Origin of the sequence: Cryobacterium sp. TMT4-10 (genome assembly GCF_004403275.1) — a bacterium.
Taxonomy (GTDB): domain Bacteria; phylum Actinomycetota; class Actinomycetes; order Actinomycetales; family Microbacteriaceae; genus Cryobacterium; species Cryobacterium shii.
The window spans coordinates 50,834-68,821 of record NZ_SOGU01000090.1; the positions used below are offsets into that span (position 1 = coordinate 50,834).

20 protein-coding genes and 2 pseudogenes are annotated in these 17,988 nt (G+C 68.3%); 7 read left to right on the forward strand and 15 right to left on the reverse strand.

Annotated features, from left to right (window positions below):
• Positions 1 to 62 precede the first annotated feature (62 nt).
• Positions 63 to 551 carry a type II 3-dehydroquinate dehydratase gene (locus E3T42_RS13155; RefSeq protein WP_134403128.1) on the reverse strand — a complete coding sequence of 163 codons (489 nt, stop codon included), beginning with the start codon at positions 549 to 551 and terminating at the stop codon, positions 63 to 65.
• Between the two features lie 153 nt (positions 552 to 704).
• Here E3T42_RS13155 and E3T42_RS17435 point away from each other — a divergent pair, with 153 nt between their 5' ends.
• Entirely contained in the window at positions 705 to 1,322 is a 618-nt protein-coding gene (locus E3T42_RS17435; RefSeq protein WP_255578701.1) for a DUF222 domain-containing protein, read from the forward strand.
• Positions 1,322 to 1,987: an HNH endonuclease signature motif containing protein gene (locus E3T42_RS17440; protein WP_255574059.1), complete on the forward strand. Its 666-nt coding sequence runs from the start codon at positions 1,322 to 1,324 to the stop codon at positions 1,985 to 1,987. Before E3T42_RS17435 ends, E3T42_RS17440 begins: the two co-directional genes overlap by 1 nt.
• A gap of 120 nt (positions 1,988 to 2,107) precedes the next feature.
• Here E3T42_RS17440 and E3T42_RS13165 read toward each other — a convergent pair whose 3' ends face one another.
• Complete coding sequence (locus E3T42_RS13165) at positions 2,108 to 3,166, reverse strand: nitronate monooxygenase family protein (RefSeq protein WP_134366688.1); 1,059 nt, start codon at positions 3,164 to 3,166, stop codon at positions 2,108 to 2,110.
• Positions 3,167 to 3,301: 135 nt separating this feature from the next.
• Between E3T42_RS13165 and E3T42_RS13170 the strand changes: the two genes are divergently transcribed.
• The gene (locus E3T42_RS13170) at positions 3,302 to 4,147 is read left to right on the forward strand and encodes an NAD-dependent epimerase/dehydratase family protein (RefSeq protein WP_134403130.1); all 846 of its coding nucleotides are present in this window, start codon (positions 3,302 to 3,304) and stop codon (positions 4,145 to 4,147) included.
• 6 nt (positions 4,148 to 4,153) lie between these two features.
• Here E3T42_RS13170 and E3T42_RS13175 read toward each other — a convergent pair whose 3' ends face one another.
• Positions 4,154 to 4,531, reverse strand: a complete 378-nt coding sequence (locus E3T42_RS13175; RefSeq protein WP_134366690.1) for a hypothetical protein — start codon at positions 4,529 to 4,531, stop codon at positions 4,154 to 4,156.
• A gap of 208 nt (positions 4,532 to 4,739) precedes the next feature.
• On the opposite strand from E3T42_RS13175, the gene E3T42_RS13180 reads away from it, so the two are divergent.
• Positions 4,740 to 5,423, forward strand: a complete 684-nt coding sequence (locus E3T42_RS13180; RefSeq protein WP_134403131.1) for a hypothetical protein — start codon at positions 4,740 to 4,742, stop codon at positions 5,421 to 5,423.
• 189 nt (positions 5,424 to 5,612) lie between these two features.
• Here E3T42_RS13180 and E3T42_RS13185 read toward each other — a convergent pair whose 3' ends face one another.
• The 3 genes from E3T42_RS13185 to E3T42_RS13195 all read right to left on the reverse strand — a co-directional run bounded on the left by E3T42_RS13185 (position 5,613) and on the right by E3T42_RS13195 (position 7,430).
• Complete coding sequence (locus E3T42_RS13185; RefSeq protein WP_134366692.1) at positions 5,613 to 6,107, reverse strand: DUF6325 family protein; 495 nt, start codon at positions 6,105 to 6,107, stop codon at positions 5,613 to 5,615.
• Between the two features lie 146 nt (positions 6,108 to 6,253).
• Positions 6,254 to 6,751, reverse strand: a complete 498-nt coding sequence (locus E3T42_RS13190; RefSeq protein ID WP_134403132.1) for a histidine phosphatase family protein — start codon at positions 6,749 to 6,751, stop codon at positions 6,254 to 6,256.
• Positions 6,744 to 7,430 carry a hypothetical protein gene (locus tag E3T42_RS13195; protein WP_134403133.1) on the reverse strand — a complete coding sequence of 229 codons (687 nt, stop codon included), beginning with the start codon at positions 7,428 to 7,430 and terminating at the stop codon, positions 6,744 to 6,746. The genes E3T42_RS13190 and E3T42_RS13195 overlap by 8 nt, the downstream gene beginning before the upstream one ends.
• A gap of 421 nt (positions 7,431 to 7,851) precedes the next feature.
• Between E3T42_RS13195 and E3T42_RS13200 the strand changes: the two genes are divergently transcribed.
• From E3T42_RS13200 to E3T42_RS13205, 3 genes are read left to right on the forward strand one after another with little or no spacing between them, the layout of a single operon-like run.
• On the forward strand, positions 7,852 to 8,238 hold the full coding sequence (locus E3T42_RS13200) for a hypothetical protein (protein ID WP_134403134.1): 387 nt from the start codon (positions 7,852 to 7,854) through the stop codon (positions 8,236 to 8,238).
• Positions 8,208 to 8,360, forward strand: a complete 153-nt coding sequence (locus E3T42_RS16805; RefSeq protein ID WP_160141011.1) for a hypothetical protein — start codon at positions 8,208 to 8,210, stop codon at positions 8,358 to 8,360. Before E3T42_RS13200 ends, E3T42_RS16805 begins: the two co-directional genes overlap by 31 nt.
• Before the next feature lie 55 nt (positions 8,361 to 8,415).
• Positions 8,416 to 8,865 carry a hypothetical protein gene (locus E3T42_RS13205; protein ID WP_134403135.1) on the forward strand — a complete coding sequence of 150 codons (450 nt, stop codon included), beginning with the start codon at positions 8,416 to 8,418 and terminating at the stop codon, positions 8,863 to 8,865.
• Here E3T42_RS13205 and E3T42_RS13210 read toward each other — a convergent pair.
• The 9 genes and pseudogenes from E3T42_RS13210 to mltG form a co-directional block, all read right to left on the reverse strand.
• Positions 8,843 to 9,310, reverse strand: a complete 468-nt coding sequence (locus E3T42_RS13210; RefSeq protein ID WP_134366697.1) for a hypothetical protein — start codon at positions 9,308 to 9,310, stop codon at positions 8,843 to 8,845. The two genes, E3T42_RS13205 and E3T42_RS13210, sit on opposite strands and share 23 nt — an antisense overlap.
• Before the next feature lie 105 nt (positions 9,311 to 9,415).
• A pseudogene (locus E3T42_RS13215) lies at positions 9,416 to 9,825 on the reverse strand (DUF779 domain-containing protein).
• Between the two features lie 22 nt (positions 9,826 to 9,847).
• A pseudogene (locus E3T42_RS13220) lies at positions 9,848 to 11,332 on the reverse strand (aldehyde dehydrogenase family protein); the annotation flags it as partial.
• Positions 11,333 to 11,413: 81 nt separating this feature from the next.
• Positions 11,414 to 12,784, reverse strand: a complete 1,371-nt coding sequence (locus E3T42_RS13225; RefSeq protein ID WP_134403136.1) for a transcriptional regulator — start codon at positions 12,782 to 12,784, stop codon at positions 11,414 to 11,416.
• Between the two features lie 76 nt (positions 12,785 to 12,860).
• Positions 12,861 to 13,913: a 3-dehydroquinate synthase gene (aroB, locus tag E3T42_RS13230; protein WP_370262457.1), complete on the reverse strand. Its 1,053-nt coding sequence runs from the start codon at positions 13,911 to 13,913 to the stop codon at positions 12,861 to 12,863.
• A gap of 80 nt (positions 13,914 to 13,993) precedes the next feature.
• A complete protein-coding gene (locus tag E3T42_RS13235) occupies positions 13,994 to 14,578 on the reverse strand; it encodes a shikimate kinase (protein ID WP_134366701.1) in 585 nt (194 codons plus the stop codon).
• Positions 14,579 to 14,580: 2 nt separating this feature from the next.
• Positions 14,581 to 15,789, reverse strand: a complete 1,209-nt coding sequence (aroC, locus tag E3T42_RS13240; RefSeq protein ID WP_134366702.1) for a chorismate synthase — start codon at positions 15,787 to 15,789, stop codon at positions 14,581 to 14,583.
• Positions 15,790 to 15,794: 5 nt separating this feature from the next.
• Positions 15,795 to 16,676, reverse strand: coding sequence for a shikimate dehydrogenase (locus E3T42_RS13245; RefSeq protein WP_134366703.1), 882 nt, complete (start codon positions 16,674 to 16,676; stop codon positions 15,795 to 15,797).
• Positions 16,669 to 17,964 carry an endolytic transglycosylase MltG gene (gene mltG, locus E3T42_RS13250; RefSeq protein ID WP_241976139.1) on the reverse strand — a complete coding sequence of 432 codons (1,296 nt, stop codon included), beginning with the start codon at positions 17,962 to 17,964 and terminating at the stop codon, positions 16,669 to 16,671. The genes E3T42_RS13245 and mltG overlap by 8 nt, the downstream gene beginning before the upstream one ends.
• Positions 17,965 to 17,988: the final 24 nt, after the last annotated feature.

The following is a 17,988-nucleotide window of genomic DNA, read 5'->3' on the forward strand; positions in this document are numbered from 1 at the left end:
ATCGGCCTCAAACAAGTGTAGTTGCCCCGGCCCTGTGAGCCAAAGGCTGCCGCGGCGGCAGGTCAGCGGGCTGTACCGGTGCTGTCGGTGCTGTCGGTGCTGTCGGTGCTGTCGACCAGGGAACGGGTGATGAAGTCCAGGGCCAGGCGGTAGGAATTGAACCCGAAGCCGGCGATCACTCCCGTCGCGACGGCGCTGACCACGCTGGTGTGGCGAAAGGTCTCCCGGGCGTGCGGGTTGGACAGGTGCACCTCCACCAGGGTGAGGCCGGCCTTGGTGACGAGGGCGGCGGCATCCCGCAGCGCGTAGCTGTAGTGCGTGAACGCGGCCGGATTCAGGATCACCGGGATCCGCTCGTCGACGGCTTCGTAGAGCCAGTGGATCAGCTCGGCCTCATCGTCGGTCTGGCGCACATCGACGGTGACCCCGGCGGGTGCCGCCTGCACGAGGGTTGCCCGCAGTTGGTCGAGGTCAGCCGAACCGTAGACGTCGGGTTCGCGACTGCCGAGTCGTCCAAGGTTGGGGCCGTTCAGAACGAGGACTGTGGTCATCACCACAGCCTAGAGGCTCCCCTCGGTTCTCCACTGCACTCCGTGTTGCTTGTCGGGGTGCGACTTGTCCTCCACAATGTGGGTTTGATCAGGTTATCCACGGTGTCCACGGATGCCGGGGCCGTGTCGGTGGGTGCCCGTAGCGTGTTCCTCATGAAGCCAGCAGTGATCGAAGAGCGAGAGGCCATGGGCCGGCATTTCGACGCGATCAAAGACGCCCACAGTGAGGTTGCCCGGGCCCAGGCCAAGGTCGCTCGCCTGATCGAAGACGCCCGCAGATTCGGTCAGGCCATCGCCCACAACGCCGCCCGGATTCCGGGTGCCCGCTGGGACGCCCGGGAGGTGGCCGAGCGGGAGTTCTCCAGCGAACTTGCCTGCACGATCCGGGTGCCGCAGCGCACGGCGGAGAACCTGGTCGCGGAGAGCCGGGCCCTGGCCTGTGACCTCCCGGCGACCCGGGCCGCGCTCGCATCGGGCGAGATCAGCTACCAGCACGCCAAGGCGGTGATCAATCAGGCCTGGTCGGTTCCCGCAGAAGGGCGCGCGAAGTTCGAAGCGGCGGTACTCAAATCCGCGTCGACTCTCACCGCCTCGAAGCTGAAGTACAACGCGCGGATTCTGCGGGAGCGGTGGCACCCGGAGACGATCAAGGCGCGGCACCAGAAATCCGTGCAGGACCGGGCCGTGTTCTTCGAGCCCGAGCCGGACGGCATGGCGTCGCTCACCTTCTACGCCAGCGCGGAGAAGGCGCAGGCCGCTTACGAACTCTGATGGCGCTGAGTCTGCAGTGCGCCGAGGAGGACCGCACGCTCACCCAGTTGAAGGCGGACGTGTTCGAGGATCTCATCCTCAACGGGGTCACGCCGTCGGGACTGGGCAAGGGCATCCGGGGTTCGGTGAACATCACGGTCCCGGTGTTCAGCCTGATGGGTCTCAATGACGAACCCGCCCACCTGGAGGGGTACGGCCCGATTGACGCCGACACCGCGCGGCGGATCGCGGCTGGGGCGCCGAGCTTCACCCGGCTTCTGGTGCATCCGGCGACGGGGGTGGTGCTCTCGGTCGGCCGGGATCGGTACAAGGTGCCCAACGACCTCAAGCGCTACCTCCGGCTGAGGGACGAAACCTGCCGGTTCCCGGGCTGCAACCGGTCGGCGGCGCATTCGGACATCGACCATTCGCTGGACTGGCAGTTCAACGGTTTGACAGCCGAGGACAATCTCGCGCACCTGTGTCCGTCATGCCATGCGCTGAAAAGCGAGACCGGGTGGAGCGTCAAGCACCTCGAATTGGGTGTTCTGGAGTGGATGTCACCGAGTGGGCGCTCGTTCATGACCGAGCCGGCCACGGTCATCCGTGCCGTGGCACCGGAACCGCCGCCGCAGCCTGCACCGGAATCTGTGCTCGATCCCGGCCCTGATCCCGCACCGTTCTGAGGGTTGCCCGACGCTGGCCTCGCCGTCAACGATTCCCACAGCGCGGCCCCCCTGCAACCTGAGCAGGATCCCGCGAACCCGGCAGCAGCGGATCCACCTCTGTTCGAGCAACCGGGTCAGTCACACGTCCCTTTCCGTTTCCGCGCCTGGCGCGAGGCGCGTCTCCTCCCACAGCCCCATCAGCACGTCCGAAGCAGGCCCGGTTTTCGCAGACCGGTATCCGGTGCCTGCCCAGAGCGCGAGTCCGTCCGGGTCGCCGCGCCGGCCGGCTGCCGCCCTAAGCCCCTTCGTGAGGTGGTGCACCTGGGGATAGGCCCGGGGTGCGGCGGCGTCGTGCTCGGTGATGAACGCGTTCAGCAGGCCGCGGGCGGGGCGGCCGGAGAACGCCCGCGTGATCACGGTCCGAGAGAATCGCGGGTCGGCGAACGCAGCCTGGTGCGACGGGTGGGCCCCTGACTCATCGGTGCGGAGGAACCCGGTTCCGAGTTGCACGGCGACCGCTCCCGACTCCCGGAGGGCGGCGATCTGCGCCCCGGAATGGATGCCGCCGGCTGCGACGATCGGCAGCCGGGAGACCTCACGGACGGCGGAGACCAGCTCGGCCAGCGGTACTGTCCCCGGCTCTTCAACCGGGGTGAACGTCCCTCGGTGGCCTCCCGCCTCCGTGCCCTGAACGCAGAGCGCGTCGATTCCTCGTTCCCCGGCGAGCGCTGCCTCCTGAACGGATGTGACCGTCGCAATCAGGTATGAGCCGGCAGCGCCCAGCTCCCGCACCCACTCGATCGGCGGCAGCCCGAAGGTGAAAGACACCACGGGGACCCGCAGCTCGGCGAGCAGGGCCAGCTTCTCGGGGAACCAGTCGTCATCCGCAACCCGGATCGGTGGCAGCTCCACACCGTATGCCCGCGCGGTCCCGGCCAGTTCATCACGGAAGGACTCAACTCCAGTCTGGTCAGTCAGCGGCGGCCCAGGAACGAACACGTTGACACCGAAGGGGCGATGCGTGCGTTGCCGCACCTCGATGATCTGCTGGGCCGTCGCATCCGGCGTCTTATATCCGGCGGCCAGGAACCCCAGCCCTCCCGCCTCGCCGACGCTGACGACGAGCTCAGGTGTGGACGCACCTCCCGCCATGGGCGCTGCGATGATCGGTATTCTCAGATCACTCCATGCAAACATGTTCCCCCGGGCCAGGCGGTTGCGGTGCACGGCCGGGCGAATGCGGCAGCCTGGGGGCAACCCCCGCTTCGATCATGGCATCCGCCGTCCCTTCAGTCCTGGAGAAGCTACCGTTAGACGGAACATTGGAGATCGATGACGGTACTCATCGCAGGATGCGGCGACCTCGGCACGGAGGTCGGCCTGCGTTTCGCGGAGCTCGGCCACCACGTCGTGGGACTGCGCCGTCGAACAGAGCTGCTCCCCGCGGCCATCTCAGGCCAGTCGGTCGACCTCAGCAGGGAGAAGCCGGTCGTGCCGCCCGACACCGAGATCGTCATCGTCGCCCTCACCCCGGGCAGCCCCACCCCGGAGGCCTACCGCGCGGCCTACGTCGACGGCCTCCGCAACCTCCTCGACGGCCTGGACGACGCGCGGGTCACGCCGCACCGGTTCCTGCTGGTTTCCTCCACTGCCGTCTACGACGTGTCCGATGGCAGCTGGGTCGACGAGCAGACGCCGGCGAACCCCCGGCCCGGAACCGCCGCCATCCTGCTCGAAGCCGAACACTTGCTGCACTCGCGCATTCCCTCGGCGGTCGTGTTCCGGCTGGCCGGCGTCTACGGCCCCGGCCGGGAGCGTCTCATCACCCAGGTCAGGGAAGGCGGCGCCACCGTGTCCGCAAAGTCGCGGCACACGAACCGCATTCACCGAGACGACGCAGCGGCCGCGATCGTGCACCTGATGAGTCGCAACCAGTCGCCCGAACCCCTCTACCTCGGTGTGGACAACGCCCCGGTGGTAAGCCGGGAGGTGCTGAACTTCCTCGCCACCGAGCTCGGCCTGCCGCTGCCGGAAACCGTCGCGACCGAGAGCCACCGCGGCGGTGACAAGCGCCTCCGCAACCGGCTCCTGCTCGAGTCGGGTTTCGTCTTCACCTACCCGACCTATCAGCAAGGCTACCGGGCCGTCCTCGACGGCCGGGGGACGCGCCACCCCTGAGCGCCGCTACGGGTGAGGCGCGCGCCTGCGGTCCCTCAGATATCGGACCAACAGGTACATCGCACCGACAAGCGCCATCAGCCAGCCGATCGGATACGGCAGGATCAGCACTCCCCACCACATCGAACGCCCGCTCCCGCCGCCGATGCCGCCGACCGCGCTCAGTGCGAACAACGCCCCGACGCCGAACGCGATCAGGACCAGGACCCACAGAGAATAGAGCAGCACGGGTCGCTCTCGCTTGCCGAGAAACAGGCCGAACGCGACCAGGGCACTGCCGAGAAGGATGAGCAGGGAACCTTCCACCGGATCGACGGCTCCCAGCGCCATCCCGATCCCGCCGAGGGCGACGAGAATGCGCGACCAGAGCACACGTGCGGCCATGAAATCCTCCTCGATGCGAACGAGCCTGGGGTGTCGTCGTTCAATCTAGACCCGGCCGAGGGCCGCCGCTTCGGTGTGCGGCCCTGAGGACTTGACGCCAGATTTCGCCGCGGGTACCGTCTGCCTTCGAAAGGCCGGGACAACTGGTCGACGACTGGTCGGCGGCAACGACCAGAAAGACCTGGCCGTGCGGAACAGGAGGGCCGAAATGCGCTCACTTCGCCTGATCTCACTGCCCCTGATCGTGCTGGGCAGCGCACTCGTGCTCGTCACCGGCTGCACCGCGCAGTCGTCCGCACCGTCGACCACTGGCAGCGGGTCCGCCCCCACCGACCAGGTCGTGGTTCGCCCCGTCTCCCAGGCCGGTCTGCCCGCGGCCGGGTTCACCGTCACGGACGACTCCGCTGTCACGGTCGATTGCGGAACCACCCCGACGAATGCGCGGCCCTCCCTGGTCGCCGTCGACGACAACATCCTCAGCTGCTCCCCCTCCAGCGTCTACGCCGTCGCCTGCTGGAAGGACGCCTCCCCCGGCTCCGTGCTCTGCTTCCGGGACCCGTGGAAGGTCGACCTGGCCAGGATGACGAGCAAGGGCGATCTCCCCACGGTCCCCGCACCACCGGCCGCGCAACCCCTCGGCCTGCTGCTCGCCGACGGTGAACGGTGTCTGATGCGCAGCGGCGGCGTCTGGAACAACCTGGCCCAGTACCCCGGCTGGTACGGGACCTACTCGTGCACGGGTGGAGATGCCGTCTGGGCCGGCAGCGCAGACGGCATTGACCGGTCCTCGCCACGCTGGTCCGTCCAGGTGGCCCCCCTCTCCGGCACCGGGCCGCTGCACACTCGTGACGTCATCAAGGCCTACGTCGTCGGCACGGCTCCGAGCACCTGAACCCCGGATCAGCAGGCTTCGGATCAGCGCCGATCGCGCCTGTCGTCACGACGGTCGCTGCGGCGGTCGACACCGTGGGCGACACCGTGGGCGACCACAGCAGCGGTACCGACAACGGCCGCGGTTCGTGCGATCGGTGCGTGACCGACCACTCCCGGACGGCCGACTCTTCTGCGTGCAATGGGCATGTCAGATCCCTTCCAGGTCGTCTGTTTCATCTGCCCGGTCTGCCTCAAGCGCCGCCAGGAGCGTCTGGGTCGGGATGCGCCCGCTCGCGATGAGCTGGCCGCCGGCCCGCCGGACCGCGGAACCGAACGGAGCAGCCCAGAGGTTCTCCCAGACCAGGAGGGCAGCGCTGCTGCCCGGTTCGACGGCTTCGGCGACGGCCGTCACATCGTCTTCGCTGAGGAGCGTCGCGAGAGCGGTCTCAAAGGAACGCAATTCGCCCAACTCCGCCTCCTCGAGGTCCTCGATTTCAAACACTTCGAGGGCGCCATCGGCATCTTTTCTGATGATCAACAGGTCGAGCACCCGCACCACGCCCTGTTCGACCAACGACGCGATTTCGGGTCCGATGGAGCCGTTGAACCGGCTGCCCGGGAACTCCACGACGATCCAGTCGACCGGGCCGAGGGTGTCCTCCGGCTCCGCTCCGGCCGCTTCAATATCGACGATTTCGGTCATGGGCATTCCTTTCGCATCGAGGGCGAAGGCGGCGGTCACAACCCGTTCACATCCCGTTGTCCGCCCTTTTCGTCGTAGTGGCATGTACGCCGACGACAGTACACTTCCTCGCGGATCTCAGCTGAACCGCGGGGTTGAGCGGGCCATCAGCGACCGGACAGGCCCCGAGGCGGCCGTCCCAATGCGCGCAGGCTCGCGGAGACGCTCCCGGCGGCCGACCAGGGGCCCATGCAGCCGATCACCGCGAGGGCTGACGTCTTCATCGGGACGAACTCTCCGGTGAGAAGTGACACGAGGCCCTCGAAGCCGGGGTTGTGCTCGACCAGAACGACGCTTTCGACGTCGTCGGGCAGGTCTCGAACGACGGCGAGGAGCTCACCCGCGGAGGCGGCGTACACCCGATCGTCGATCCGCGTCTCCGGTGTGGTGTCCAACTCAGCCGAGGCCAGCTCCCACGTGCTGCGAGCCCGGGTCGCCGGTGACACGACGGCGAGATCGAGGTCGCCCACGTTATCGGCCAGCCAGCGCCCAGCTGAAGGCGCCTGATGCAGCCCGCGACCGGCCAGCGGCCGGTCGACGTCAGATCCGGGGCCGGACCAGTCCGACTTGGCGTGTCGCAGCAGGATCAGGGTGCGTTCAGTCATCCGCGGGCACGGATGTCTGCACCGGGGCCGCCTGAACCAGCACGAGCGCTCGGGGCTCGGCCTGGCCCGACCAGGTGCCGCTGAGCACCTCCTGTGAGCTGAATGCGCGCATCGTTGCTCCCGGGGCGCCGAGCACGCGGAGGACGACGAGGCGAAGATCACTCGCTTCCACCACGGTCCTTCCCTGCTCAGACCGGGTGGACACCCGTGTGCCCGCGGGCACCACGGGCACGGATGCGGCCGGCGTCCCGCTTCCGACGACAAACGCCGTCGGCTCCCGCACGACCCGCTCGCCGTCGATGTCGATGTGAAGCTGGGCCTGGCCGCCGCTCGTGAGCGCCGCCGTCGCCACCGCGGTCAGGTAGGCCGGGTCGCCGGCCCCGTCGTACACCCACCGCCGGCCGAGCACCGAGTGAGCCATGGTGCCGATGAGCCACTCGTCTGCGCCCTCGAGCTCCGCCCCGCGGTAGGTCAGGGGAACCTGTAGCAGTGGGCCGTCCCCTGCGCGGACAAGTATTGTCTCGATTCCCACCTCGCCGGCGGGATCGTCGAAGCGGAATGACCCGACGTTCGAGAAGGTCGCACCGGCGCTCCCCGCAAACCACGGCTGGGTGGGAGCCCACGCCTCGATGAGTTCGATCTTGGACGGCCTCAACTCGGCCTGATACAGGAGTGCCATACGGTCGATATTAGAACACTGAGGTCTGCGAGGACACTGAGGTCTGCGAGGACGGCCGCCGGACCCAGCTAGACCGTCACCCGCGCGCAATCCTCTTGGCCCGTTCCGGGAGTCGGCGGCACACTCAGGGTATGGATTCCTCCCCCGATTATCTGAGCGCCCCCTACTGTCCCGATTGTCTGGGGCCGACGGAAGCCATCCTCGGCGCGTGGTGGTGCATCGACTGCCGCGTCATGCTCCACCCGGGCGAGAAGGGCGCCTGAGACCGACGCCCTGAACGCTCACAGCGGCGACATCTGATGGTTGACAGGCCATGACCGCGTCGGTACCGTCACCAACGGGTTTTGCGGGGCGATGACCTCGGACTCACCGAGGGCGTCCAGCACTCACCCAAAACACTCAACCACGGAGGTACCCGAAAATGTCTAAAGAAAAAGAGCCGGTATTCCTCTTCCTCGGCGTATGTGACGATCCGGAGATCGCCAAGGACGACCTTGAGGTCGTGCGTGACATGCACGATGCCAAGGTCATCGGCACCTACGACGCCGCAATCGCCACCAAGGAGGCTGAAGGCAGCGTGACGATCAAGAGGTCGGAGACGAGGCACGCGGGCTGGACGGGAGTCGCCGCGGGGGCCGTGGTCGGCCTGCTGTTTCCGCCCTCGATCATCGGGATGACGGCGGCCGGCGGTGCGGCCGGCGGCCTGATCGGTTCACTCGCGCGCTGTCCCGCAACGACGTCAAGGAACTCGGGGAAGCCCTCGATTCCGGTCAGGCGGTGCTCATCATCATCGGCAAGGAGGAGGTGACCGCGGAACTCCAGAAGGCCGGAATCCGTGCCGACAAGCGAACCGAGAAGCAACTCGACGTTGATGCCGAAGAACTCCAGACCCAACTGGCCCAGGCGGCCACGGAGATGGACACGCACTGAGGTTGCCGGGCCGGCGACGCTGAGGCGGACGTGGGAGACCCGGGATGGAGACACCGTGACCGATACCGTTCCACGACGCACGACGAGTCCCGCCGCGCGCAAAGCGGGGTTCGCAATTGCGATCGCGGTCAACGCCGTGATTCTGTATCTGGTCAACGCCTGGCCGGGGTGGCAGTCCGTCCCTTTCCTCACCCCGGAAACCAGCCAGGTGCTGGGCATCTTCAATCTTTCCCTGATCGTCGGCATCATCGTGAACGCCGTGTATCTGGTGCTCGACCTCCCCCCGATCAGGGCGTTGGGCGATCTGATCACCCTGGGAATCGGTCTCGCCGTGCTGGTCGGCCTGTGGGAGGTCTTCCCGTTCGACTTCCAGGACTATTCCTTCGACTGGACCGTGCTCATCCGGGCGGTCCTGATCGCGGCCATGGTCGGCACCGGAATCGGCCTGATCGTTCAGCTCGTGCTGCTGATCCGCAGCATCTTCACACCCGGTTTCGCGCCCTGACCGAGGGCTCACCTGGCGGGGCTGCCGCTCCAGCCGAAGGGCCGGTGACGAGTTCGCAGACCCCCTCGTCGTGGGCGACGAACATGCCCGTGATTCGGACCACCTTGCCGAACGAAACGCTGAGCTCTCGTGCCCAGGCCTGGTCGGGGGCGGTGAGGGCGGCCGCGCCGGGACGCTCCAGGGTCAGGATGACGCTGCCTCCGGGCCCGTGGCAGCGCAGTACCTCGGTGATCGCCGCAGCCATCCCGGTGACGCTACCCGGATCCGGCCGGAGGGGGATCCCGTCCACGGGGATCAGGAGGGGGATCTGCCATCCCTGGGCATCGAGCATCATGAACCAGAGCTGCCGGCGGATGGCGTGGCCGATCAGGTCGGCGACTCGCTCCCTGGCCTCGGTCATCGTGGTCACGGGAGCGGCGTCTTCGATTCGGAGTGGGCTGGTCATGTGCACCAGAGTGCCCGAGCGTGGAGGCCTGGGGCGGGTCTGCACAGGCTCAGGTCGGCCGTCGGGCCTGGGGAGGAATCCCCGCCAGGGCCGCCGGGCAACCGGTTACCCGAACGACTCCATCAGCCGGGATCGCAGCAGAAACCTCACGCCCCGCGGGGCCTCGACGGAGAAGCCGCCGCCACGGCCGGGCACCACGTCGACGCTGAGGAAGGTGTGGCTCCAGTACTCGAACTGCTCGGCAGACATCCAGAAATCGATCACGCGTGGTTCCGTTGCGGACGGCGCGATGTCCAGCCGGCCGAGGAGCACATCCCGGTCGGAGGTGATGAACTCCCCCGCCGGGTAGCTCAGGGCGAGGAACCGTCGCAGCAGCCCCCCGACTGGTGGAACATGAGCGGCCCGTGTTCGTCCCAGAGGCTCCGCACTAGTTCGACCGCGACCGGGGTCAACTCCACCCGAGCACTGGTTTCCCCCGGGATGGTGATCGATGCGATGACGCTTTCCTGCGGCATGGCCGTTCCCTTCTGATCGGTCGAGTCCTGGGGCCTGCTGGTACGCGCCGAGCGCGAGCTTGTTGTTCTCCCGGCCGATCCCCGAGCTCTTGTAACCGCCGAATGACGCTCCGGCGGGGTAGGCGTGATAGTTGTTCACCCAGACCCGGCCGGCCTGGATGTCCCGGCCGGCCTTGTAGGCGATGTTGCCGTTGCGGGACCAGACACCGGCGCCGAGCCCGTAGAGGGTGTCGTTGGCGATCGAGATGGCGTCGTCGTAGTCGGTGAAGCTCGTCACTGCGAGCACCGGGCCGAAGATCTCCTCCTGGAAGAGGCGCATCTTGTTGTGTCCCTCGAAGATGGTCGGTTCCACGTAGTAGCCTCCGCTGATCTCGCCGCCGAGGTCGACCCGTTCGCCGCCGAGGGCCAGCTTCGCGCCCTCCTTCTTGCCGATGTCGATGTAGGACAGGATTTTCTCGAGCTGGTCGTTGCTGGACTGCGCGCCGACCTGCGTGTTCGTGTCGAGCGGGTTGCCCTGGATCGCCTTGCGGGTGCGTTCGACGGCGTCGCCGAGGAAGTCGTCGTAGATCGGCTTCTGCAGCAGCGCCCGGCTGGGGGCCGTGCAGACCTCGCCCTGGTTGAACGCGAACAGCACGAAGCCTTCCTGGGCCTTGTCGTAGAAGGCGTCCTTTTCCTGGGCGACGTCGCTGAAGAAGATGTTGGGGTTCTTTCCGCCGAGTTCCATGGTCGACGGGATGATGTTGGCGCTCGCGTACTGCATGATCAGGCGCCCGGTCGAGGTCTCCCCCGTGAACGCGATCTTCCGGATCCGCGACGACGAGGCGAGCGGTTTGCCGGCCTCGATGCCGAACCCGTTGACGACGTCGAGCACTCCCGGAGGCAGGATGTCGCCGTCCAGTTCGATCAGCACCAGGATCGACACCGGGGTCTGCTCGGCCGGCTTGAGCACGATCGCGTTGCCGGCTGCCAGGGCCGGGGCCAGCTTCCAGACGGCCATCAGGAGCGGGAAGTTCCACGGGATGATCTGCCCGACGACGCCGAGCGGCTCGTGGAACTGGTACGAGACCATGTCGCCGTTCAGCTCAGCGTGCTCGCCGTCCTGGGCCCGGATCGCCGAGGCGAAGTACCGGAAGTGGTCCGAGGAGAGCGGGAGGTCGGCGTTCAAGGTCTCCCGGACCGGCTTCCCGTTCTCCCAGGTCTCGGCGACGGACAGCAGTTCGAGGTTGGCGTCGATGATGTCGGCGATCTTGTTCAGGATGGCCGCGCGCTCGGTCGACGAGGTTTTCCCCCAGGCCGGCGCGGCCCTGTGGGCGGCATCCAGTGCCAGCTCGATGTCTTCGGCGGTTCCGCGGGCGACCTCGGCGAATGGTTTTCCGTTGACGGGCGAGATGTCCTCGAAGTACTGGCCCTGGACGGGCTTCACCCACTCGCCGCCGATCCAGTTCTCATAGCGGGGTTTGAAGGTGACTAGGGCGCCCGGGGTTCCGGGGTTGGAATAGACGGTCATGATCTCTCCTCGTCGACGACGTTGTCGGTGGGGTCCGCCTGCTGCGGACCTGGCCTTGAGCCTAGGAAGGAGAACGTTGCTTCAGCGTTGCGGGATCTTGCGAGGCTCGGCCTCGGTGCCCCTCTGCTGCATTTCGGCGTCGATCCGCTTGAGCCGGGCCACGACGGATGCCCGTTTCGGCGACCGGGCCGGCAACAGTTCGAGGCAGGCCCGCCAGACCTCGCTGTCATAGGTGGCCTCGTCGGTGCGCGCGTACTCGAGCAGCAACTCGGCGGAGGCGTCGCTGAGCATGGCTTCGCGCAGTCTGGCCGAGACCTCGGTGCGGATCTCGATGATGCCGGGCGCGCTGGAACCGGGCAGCACCGGTCCGCGGTAGGCGCCCAGGGCGACCCGGTGCGCGCCCCGCTCGAGGAAGGCGAGCACCCGCTGGGCGTCGAGCTCGAGAGGGGTCTCGAGGCGGTAGGGGCGGGAGGCGATGCCGATCCGGGGGCTGGTCTGTTCCAGCACCTTCCGCAGCCGCACCATTTCGGCCCTGAGGTTGTCGACCCCGTTCGCCTGGTCGGTGAGCAGCAGCGACAACCGGTCGGCCGAGAGCCCGTCCCGGTTCCACGCCAGCAGGGTCAGAATTTCGGCGTGGCGCGGGCTGACCTCCCCGGCGCCGCCGTCGTTCTCCAGTTGACCGTGGTCCCGGCCGAGCACCTCCAACCGGGCCGGAGAGGTGCGCACCGGGGGTGCCGGCAGCGCCCGGCCGAAGAACCGCGCCACCGTGGGCGCCGCCGCGGAGGCGCTCAGGCGCTGGATGCGCAGTTCCGCCTCCATCGCGGCGACGGCCGCCTCCACCAGCGGGAGGGTCTGGGGGGCCACCGCCTCGGCTCCGCCGGTGATGTCGATGACGCCGAGGATGTCACCGGAGTCCGGGTCGTGGATGGGCACGGCGGTGCAGCTCCACGGATGCGCGAGGTGGTTGAAGTGCTCGGCGCGCTGGATCTGGATGCCGTGGTCGAGGGCCAGGGCCGTTCCCGGAACGCTCGTGCCGACCCGTCGCTCCGACCCGTCGGAGCCCTCGACGAACAGCATCCCCTCGGCACGCCGGCGCACCTCCCGGTCGCCGTCGATCCAGAGCAGCCGGCCGAATTCGTCCCCGATCGCCACGATCAGCCCGGAATCGAAGGAGTGACGGATCAGCAGGTTGTGAACCACGGCCAGAACGGACGCCAGGGCGTGCTGGTCTCGTTTGTCCCGCAGTTCGTCGAACGTGAGCTCCCGCTCCGGGGCGAGCCTCGACGGGTCGAGTCGCAGTGACAGGGACCGGTCCCAGGATTCCTGCACCAGCTTGCGCACACCCGGCCGCGCCACCTTGTCCAGGACCGCGGCCTCGTGCGCCCGCGCCAGCTTGACGAAGCTGCCCTCGCTCAGATCCGACGCAGAACCAACGGTCCACGGACTCGTCATGCAACCTTTGAACAACTGTGGTCAGGGGCGATCGGGATGTACCCGGATCAGACGTCAGTATAGGCGCAGCACCCGGTCAGGAGCCGATCTCCTGGTAGGCGGCGAACAACAGCGAGGCGTCGGGGCCTTCGAGCACGGTGGGCTTGCCGATGTCGTCCAGGACGATGAAACGCAGCATGCCGCTGCGCGTCTTCTTGTCGCGCTGCATGGTCGCGAGCAGGGTGCTCCACCGCCCGACCGGGTAGGTGGTCGGCAGGGTGAGCGATTCCAGGATGCTGCGGTGCCGGTCCACGGCCGCGTCCGACAGGCGCCCGCTCAGCCGGGCGACCTCGGCGGCGAACATCATGCCCACCGCGACGGCGGCACCGTGACGCCATCCGTAGCGTTCCGCGTGCTCGATCGCGTGACCGAGGGTGTGCCCGTAGTTCAGGATCTCCCGCAGTCCGGACTCCTTGAAGTCCTGCCCGACGACCTCGGCCTTCATCCCGATCGCAAGCTCGAGCACACGCCGGAACTGCGGCGTGGCCGGGTCGGTGACGGCCGCGACATCCGCTTCGACGATGTCGAGGATCTCGGGCAGCTGGATGAAGCCGGCCTTCACGATCTCGGCGAAGCCGGCCAGGATCTCGTTGCGCGGGAGGTCGGCCAGGGTGTCCAGGTCGCAGATCACGGCGGCCGGGGCGTAGAACGTGCCGACGAAGTTCTTGCCCTCGGCGGTGTTGATGCCGTTCTTGCCGCCGACGGCCGCGTCGACCATGGCGAGTACGCTTGTCGGGATCTGCACCAGGCGAACCCCGCGCAGCCAGGTGGCGGCCACGAAACCGGCCAGGTCGGTGACGGCGCCGCCGCCGAAGCCGATCACGGCGTCGGTCCGGCTGAAGTCGGCCTGGCCCATCACCTGCCAGCAGAATGCCGCCACCTCGACCCGCTTGGCGCCCTCCGCGTCGGGCACCTCCGCGATCAGCACCTCGTACCGGCCGAGCAGGCTCTCGCGCAGGGCGGCCGCGCGGGCACCGAGGTGGGAGGTGTGCACGATCAGCACCTTGGCCACCTTCGGGCCGAGCTGTTCCACGACCTCGTCCAGGAGGTTCCGGCCCACGAACACGGGGTAGCTGTCGACTCCGTTCACCGTGATCACAGTGGTGGCGGGCTCGACGCTTTCAGGGGAGGTGTTTTTTGATTCTGTATTTTCAGACACGATGGCTCCGGTCACGTTCTCGTTGTGGTCCAGGTCACGACGGCATCGGCAATGGCGTCCAACGGACGGTGCGATGTGTCGAAGCGGATGCTGGCCAGCGCCTCGTAGGTGGGGCGCCGCTGGTTGTAGATGCGTTTCCAATCGGCGATGCCGCCCCGCAGCAGGGGGCGTTTGCCGCCGCCGAGCCGTCTGCGCACGGCCTGGGCCGACACGCTCAGGTAGACGACGCTGCAGCGGGCCAGGTCCGCCTGCGTGTCGGGGTCGAGCACGGCTCCCCCGCCGAGGGACACGACGGCTTTCTCGGTCAGCGCCTGCGCCACCACCTCGCGTTCGAGGGCACGAAAGTGCTCCTCACCGTGCTGCTCGAAGATCTCCTTGATCGCACCGTGGTCCGCGACGATACGCGCGTCGGTGTCGACGAACGGCACGTCGAGGGTGCGGGCCACGAGACGGCCGATCCGGGTCTTCCCGGCGGCCATCGGACCGATGAACACGAGCGGGAACAGCGGTTTGGCTGGATGCTGCTGCTCCTGGTGCTGCTGCTCCTGGTGCTGCTGCTTCTGGTGCTGCTGCGTCGGCTTCGCTGCATCCCGCATTACTACAGGGAGGCGTCGCTGGACGCGCTCGTCTTGAGGTTCGCCGGGATGTGGGCCAGGTACGACTCCAGGTTGCGACGGGTTTCCTCGATCGAGTCCCCGCCGAATTTCTCCAGGACCGAGTTCGCGAGCACGAGAGCCACCATCGCCTCCGCCACCACGCCGGCCGCCGGGACAGCACAGACGTCGGAGCGCTGGTGGTGAGCGGGCGCCGCCTCACTCGTCGTCACATCCACCGTGCGGAGGGCCCGCGGGATGGTCGCGATGGGTTTCATGCCGGCCCGCACGCGCAGCACGGTCCCGGTGCTCATGCCGCCCTCGGTGCCGCCGGCCTTGTCGCTGACCCGCTGGATGCGGCCGTCGGACTGGACAAGCTCGTCGTGGGCGTCCGAGCCGCGCCTGGTCGTGGTGAGGAAGCCGTCGCCGACCTCGACACCCTTGATCGCCTGGATGCCCATCAGCGCGGCAGCCAGTTGCGAGTCGAGCCGGCGGTCCCAGTGCACGAAGGAGCCGAGCCCGGGAGGAAGGTTGTAGGCGAGCACCTCGACGACGCCGCCGAGGGTGTCGCCCTCCTTGTGCGCCAGGTCGACTTCGGCCACCATCCGGGCGGAGGTGGCCTCGTCGAAGCAGCGCAGCGGGTCATCATCGAGGGCGTCCACGTCTCCCGGAACGGGGAGCGGGGCGTCGTCCGGCACCCGCACCGGTCCGATGGACAGCGTGTGACTGACCAGGCCGATGCCCAGTTCCGACAGGAAAGAACGCGCGATCGCGCCGAGGGCGACGCGGGCGGCGGTCTCTCGGGCGCTGGCGCGCTCGAGCACAGGGCGGGCCTCGTCGAAACCGTACTTCTGCATGCCGGCGAGGTCGGCGTGACCGGGCCGGGGCCGGGTCAGGGGCGCGCCGCGGCCTCGACCGCTGGGCGTCTCCTTCGGAACGTCGGGGCTCATCACGTCGACCCACTTGGGCCATTCGGTGTTGCCGATGCGCAGGGCGACCGGTCCGCCCAGGGTGAGCCCGTAGCGCACACCACCGGAGATGTTGAGTTCGTCCTGCTCGAACTTCATCCGCGCGCCTCGGCCGTAGCCGAGTTTGCGGCGCGCGAGATCGAGGCGGATCGCATCAAGAGTGACCGGGATTCCAGCGGGCAAACCCTCGACAATGGCGATGAGTTCGGGGCCGTGGGACTCTCCGGCAGTGAGCCAACGAAGCATGCCCACTATCCTGTCACAGCCTGTCCGGTCAGGGCGCCGCGCATGGCCTGCAGCACGGCGTCCTCGCCGGGAAGCGGTTCGAACGGATCGCCCGAACGGAATATGCGCACCTGGATCAGGGCCTGGTGCAGCAGCATCCCCTGCCCGGATGACACGCTGCCTCCCGCAAAGGCCCACGACCGGGCAAGTTCGCTCGGCCACGGCGAGTAGCTCACATCGAAGAGCGGCGCCCGGCGGCGCAGGTCGGCGGGGAATTCGCCGCCGAGGGCGGTCCCGCCCGGAAGGGTGCTGATCACGAGTTCGCTGTGCCGGCTCGGATCGGCGAGATCCGCGAGCTCCCCGACGGTCACGACCACGCCGAGGCTGCGGCCCAGCTCGATCAGGTCGGCCGCCTTCGCCGGGGTTCGCACCAGGACGTCGACCGATTCGGCGCCCAGGTCCGCCGCCGCGACGAGAGCGGACGCCCCCGTGGCGCCGGCGCCGAGCACGGTCACGTGGTCGGCCCGACGCACCCCGGCTTCGGCCAGAGCGCGTACCAGGCCGGGGACATCCGTGTTGAAACCCTGCAGGGTCCGACGGCCGTCGGCCTGGCCGAACAGCACGGTGTTCACCGAACCGGTCTGGGCTGCCACCCGGTCGACGCCGTCCAGGAGCGGGAGGATCTCGTGCTTGAGGGGCATGGTGAGGGAGAGGCCCAGCCAGTCGGCGTCCAGCGAGCCGACGAAGGAGGCCAGCCCGTCGGCGGTGACCTCGACCGTGTTGTATCTCCAGTCCAGCATGAGCGCCCGGTAGGCGGCCCGGTGCAGCGCCGGTGACAACGAGTGCGCGATCGGCGACCCCAGCACCGCGAGGCGCCGGGGGGCAACGGATGCCGCGTGCCTAGCCATATTCGGGGTGCTCGTCCATCCAGGCCAGCCACTTGGCGACCGCCGCGTCATGCTCCGCCGCCGTGGCGGAGAAGATCGTTTCGCCGGTGTCGAGGTTCCAGGTCACGAAGTAGAGCCAGGGGCCGTCGGCCGGGTGCACGGCGGCGTCGATCGCGGCGTCGCCCGGGTTGGAGATCGGCCCGATCGGCAGGCCGGGGTGCTGGTAGGTGTTGTAGGGGTTGGCGGGGTCGCCCCGCTCGGCGTCCGTCGTGGTCACGCGGTGGGTCTCCCCGGTGCCGTAGGCGACGGTGGCGTCGGACTGGAGCAGCCCGGTTTCCCACTGCGCCGGGTCGAGCCGGTTCAGGAACACCCGGGAGACCTTGTAGTAGTCCTCGGTCAGGCCGGCTTCGCGCTGGATCAGGGAGGCCAACACGATGGTCTTCCAGCGGTTCTCCGGAGCCACCCCGGCGTCGTCGAGGGCCTGGAACTGACGATCGACGAGGGTCTTGATCGCGTCCGCGGCCGACAGTTCGGGCGCGAAGGTGTAGGTGGCCGGGAACAGGAAGCCCTCGAGGGAGGTCGCCTCGGCCGGAAGCCCGTAGGCGACGACGTCCTTGGCGGCGGCCTTCAGGTCGGCCAGCGGGATGCTGGTGCCTTCGGAGACCAGCTGGAGCACGTCCACCGCGGCGGTGCCCTCGGGAATCACGACGGTTTGCTCGAGCTTGCTGGCGGGGTCGAGCAGCGCGTCGAGGGCCGCGCGGCCGCTCATCTTGCTGGCCAGCCGGTAGGCGCCGGGCTGGAACACCGGCGCGGGCGACTCCTTCAGGAGCAGGGAGTAGAAGGCCTCATAGCTCTTCACCACGTCCTGGTCGACGAGGGAGTCTGCCACGTCCTGCCCGGTTTCGCCGTCATGGATCATCACCACGACCTTCGAGGTGCCCTTCCCGGCGTAGTCTGCGGGCCCCTGCACGGCCGCGACGATCTTCGAGAGGGGTTCCTGCAGCAGCAGGACGCCGCCAGCCAGCAACGCGACCACGACCAGGGTGATGATCAGCCCGACCCAGGCGCCCCGCCGCCTCTTCTTCCGCGGCGGTTCGGTGCCGAGCTGGGTGCGCCGGCTGGAACGCGTGCCCGGCTGCTGCGATTCCCGCAGGGCCCGGCGCGACGGTACCGTCGGCGACGCGGATGCGTTCGCTCCCGGAACGGCGGGGTCGCGGGGCGCGCTGGCGCTGGTGTTCACGCCGCCGCTGCTGTTCACGCCGCCACTGAGCAGGGCGTCCCAGCCCGACGGCGTGACTTCGACCGGCACTCTGTCGGGATCAGCGGGGGGATT

Bases quoted from the DNA above. Each gene is read 5' to 3' on its own strand.
- E3T42_RS17440 (WP_255574059.1), top strand. From the start codon at position 1,322: ATGGCGCTGAGTCTGCAGTGCGCCGAGGAGGACCGCACGCTCACCCAG.
- E3T42_RS13200 (WP_134403134.1), top strand. From the start codon at position 7,852: ATGTCTAAAGAAAAAGAGCCGGTATTCCTCTTCCTCGGCGTATGTGAC.
- E3T42_RS13170 (WP_134403130.1), top strand. From the start codon at position 3,302: ATGACGGTACTCATCGCAGGATGCGGCGACCTCGGCACGGAGGTCGGC.
- E3T42_RS17435 (WP_255578701.1), top strand. From the start codon at position 705: ATGAAGCCAGCAGTGATCGAAGAGCGAGAGGCCATGGGCCGGCATTTC.
- E3T42_RS13235 (WP_134366701.1), bottom strand. From the start codon at position 14,578: ATGCGGGATGCAGCGAAGCCGACGCAGCAGCACCAGAAGCAGCAGCAC.
- E3T42_RS13225 (WP_134403136.1), bottom strand. From the start codon at position 12,784: ATGACGAGTCCGTGGACCGTTGGTTCTGCGTCGGATCTGAGCGAGGGC.
- E3T42_RS13190 (WP_134403132.1), bottom strand. From the start codon at position 6,751: ATGACTGAACGCACCCTGATCCTGCTGCGACACGCCAAGTCGGACTGG.
- E3T42_RS13185 (WP_134366692.1), bottom strand. From the start codon at position 6,107: ATGACCGAAATCGTCGATATTGAAGCGGCCGGAGCGGAGCCGGAGGAC.
- E3T42_RS13210 (WP_134366697.1), bottom strand. From the start codon at position 9,310: ATGACCAGCCCACTCCGAATCGAAGACGCCGCTCCCGTGACCACGATG.
- E3T42_RS13195 (WP_134403133.1), bottom strand. From the start codon at position 7,430: ATGGCACTCCTGTATCAGGCCGAGTTGAGGCCGTCCAAGATCGAACTC.
- E3T42_RS13155 (WP_134403128.1), bottom strand. From the start codon at position 551: ATGACCACAGTCCTCGTTCTGAACGGCCCCAACCTTGGACGACTCGGC.
- E3T42_RS13165 (WP_134366688.1), bottom strand. From the start codon at position 3,166: ATGTTTGCATGGAGTGATCTGAGAATACCGATCATCGCAGCGCCCATG.
- E3T42_RS13175 (WP_134366690.1), bottom strand. From the start codon at position 4,531: ATGGCCGCACGTGTGCTCTGGTCGCGCATTCTCGTCGCCCTCGGCGGG.
- E3T42_RS13245 (WP_134366703.1), bottom strand. From the start codon at position 16,676: ATGGCTAGGCACGCGGCATCCGTTGCCCCCCGGCGCCTCGCGGTGCTG.
- aroC (WP_134366702.1), bottom strand. From the start codon at position 15,789: ATGCTTCGTTGGCTCACTGCCGGAGAGTCCCACGGCCCCGAACTCATC.
- E3T42_RS13180 (WP_134403131.1), top strand. From the start codon at position 4,740: ATGCGCTCACTTCGCCTGATCTCACTGCCCCTGATCGTGCTGGGCAGC.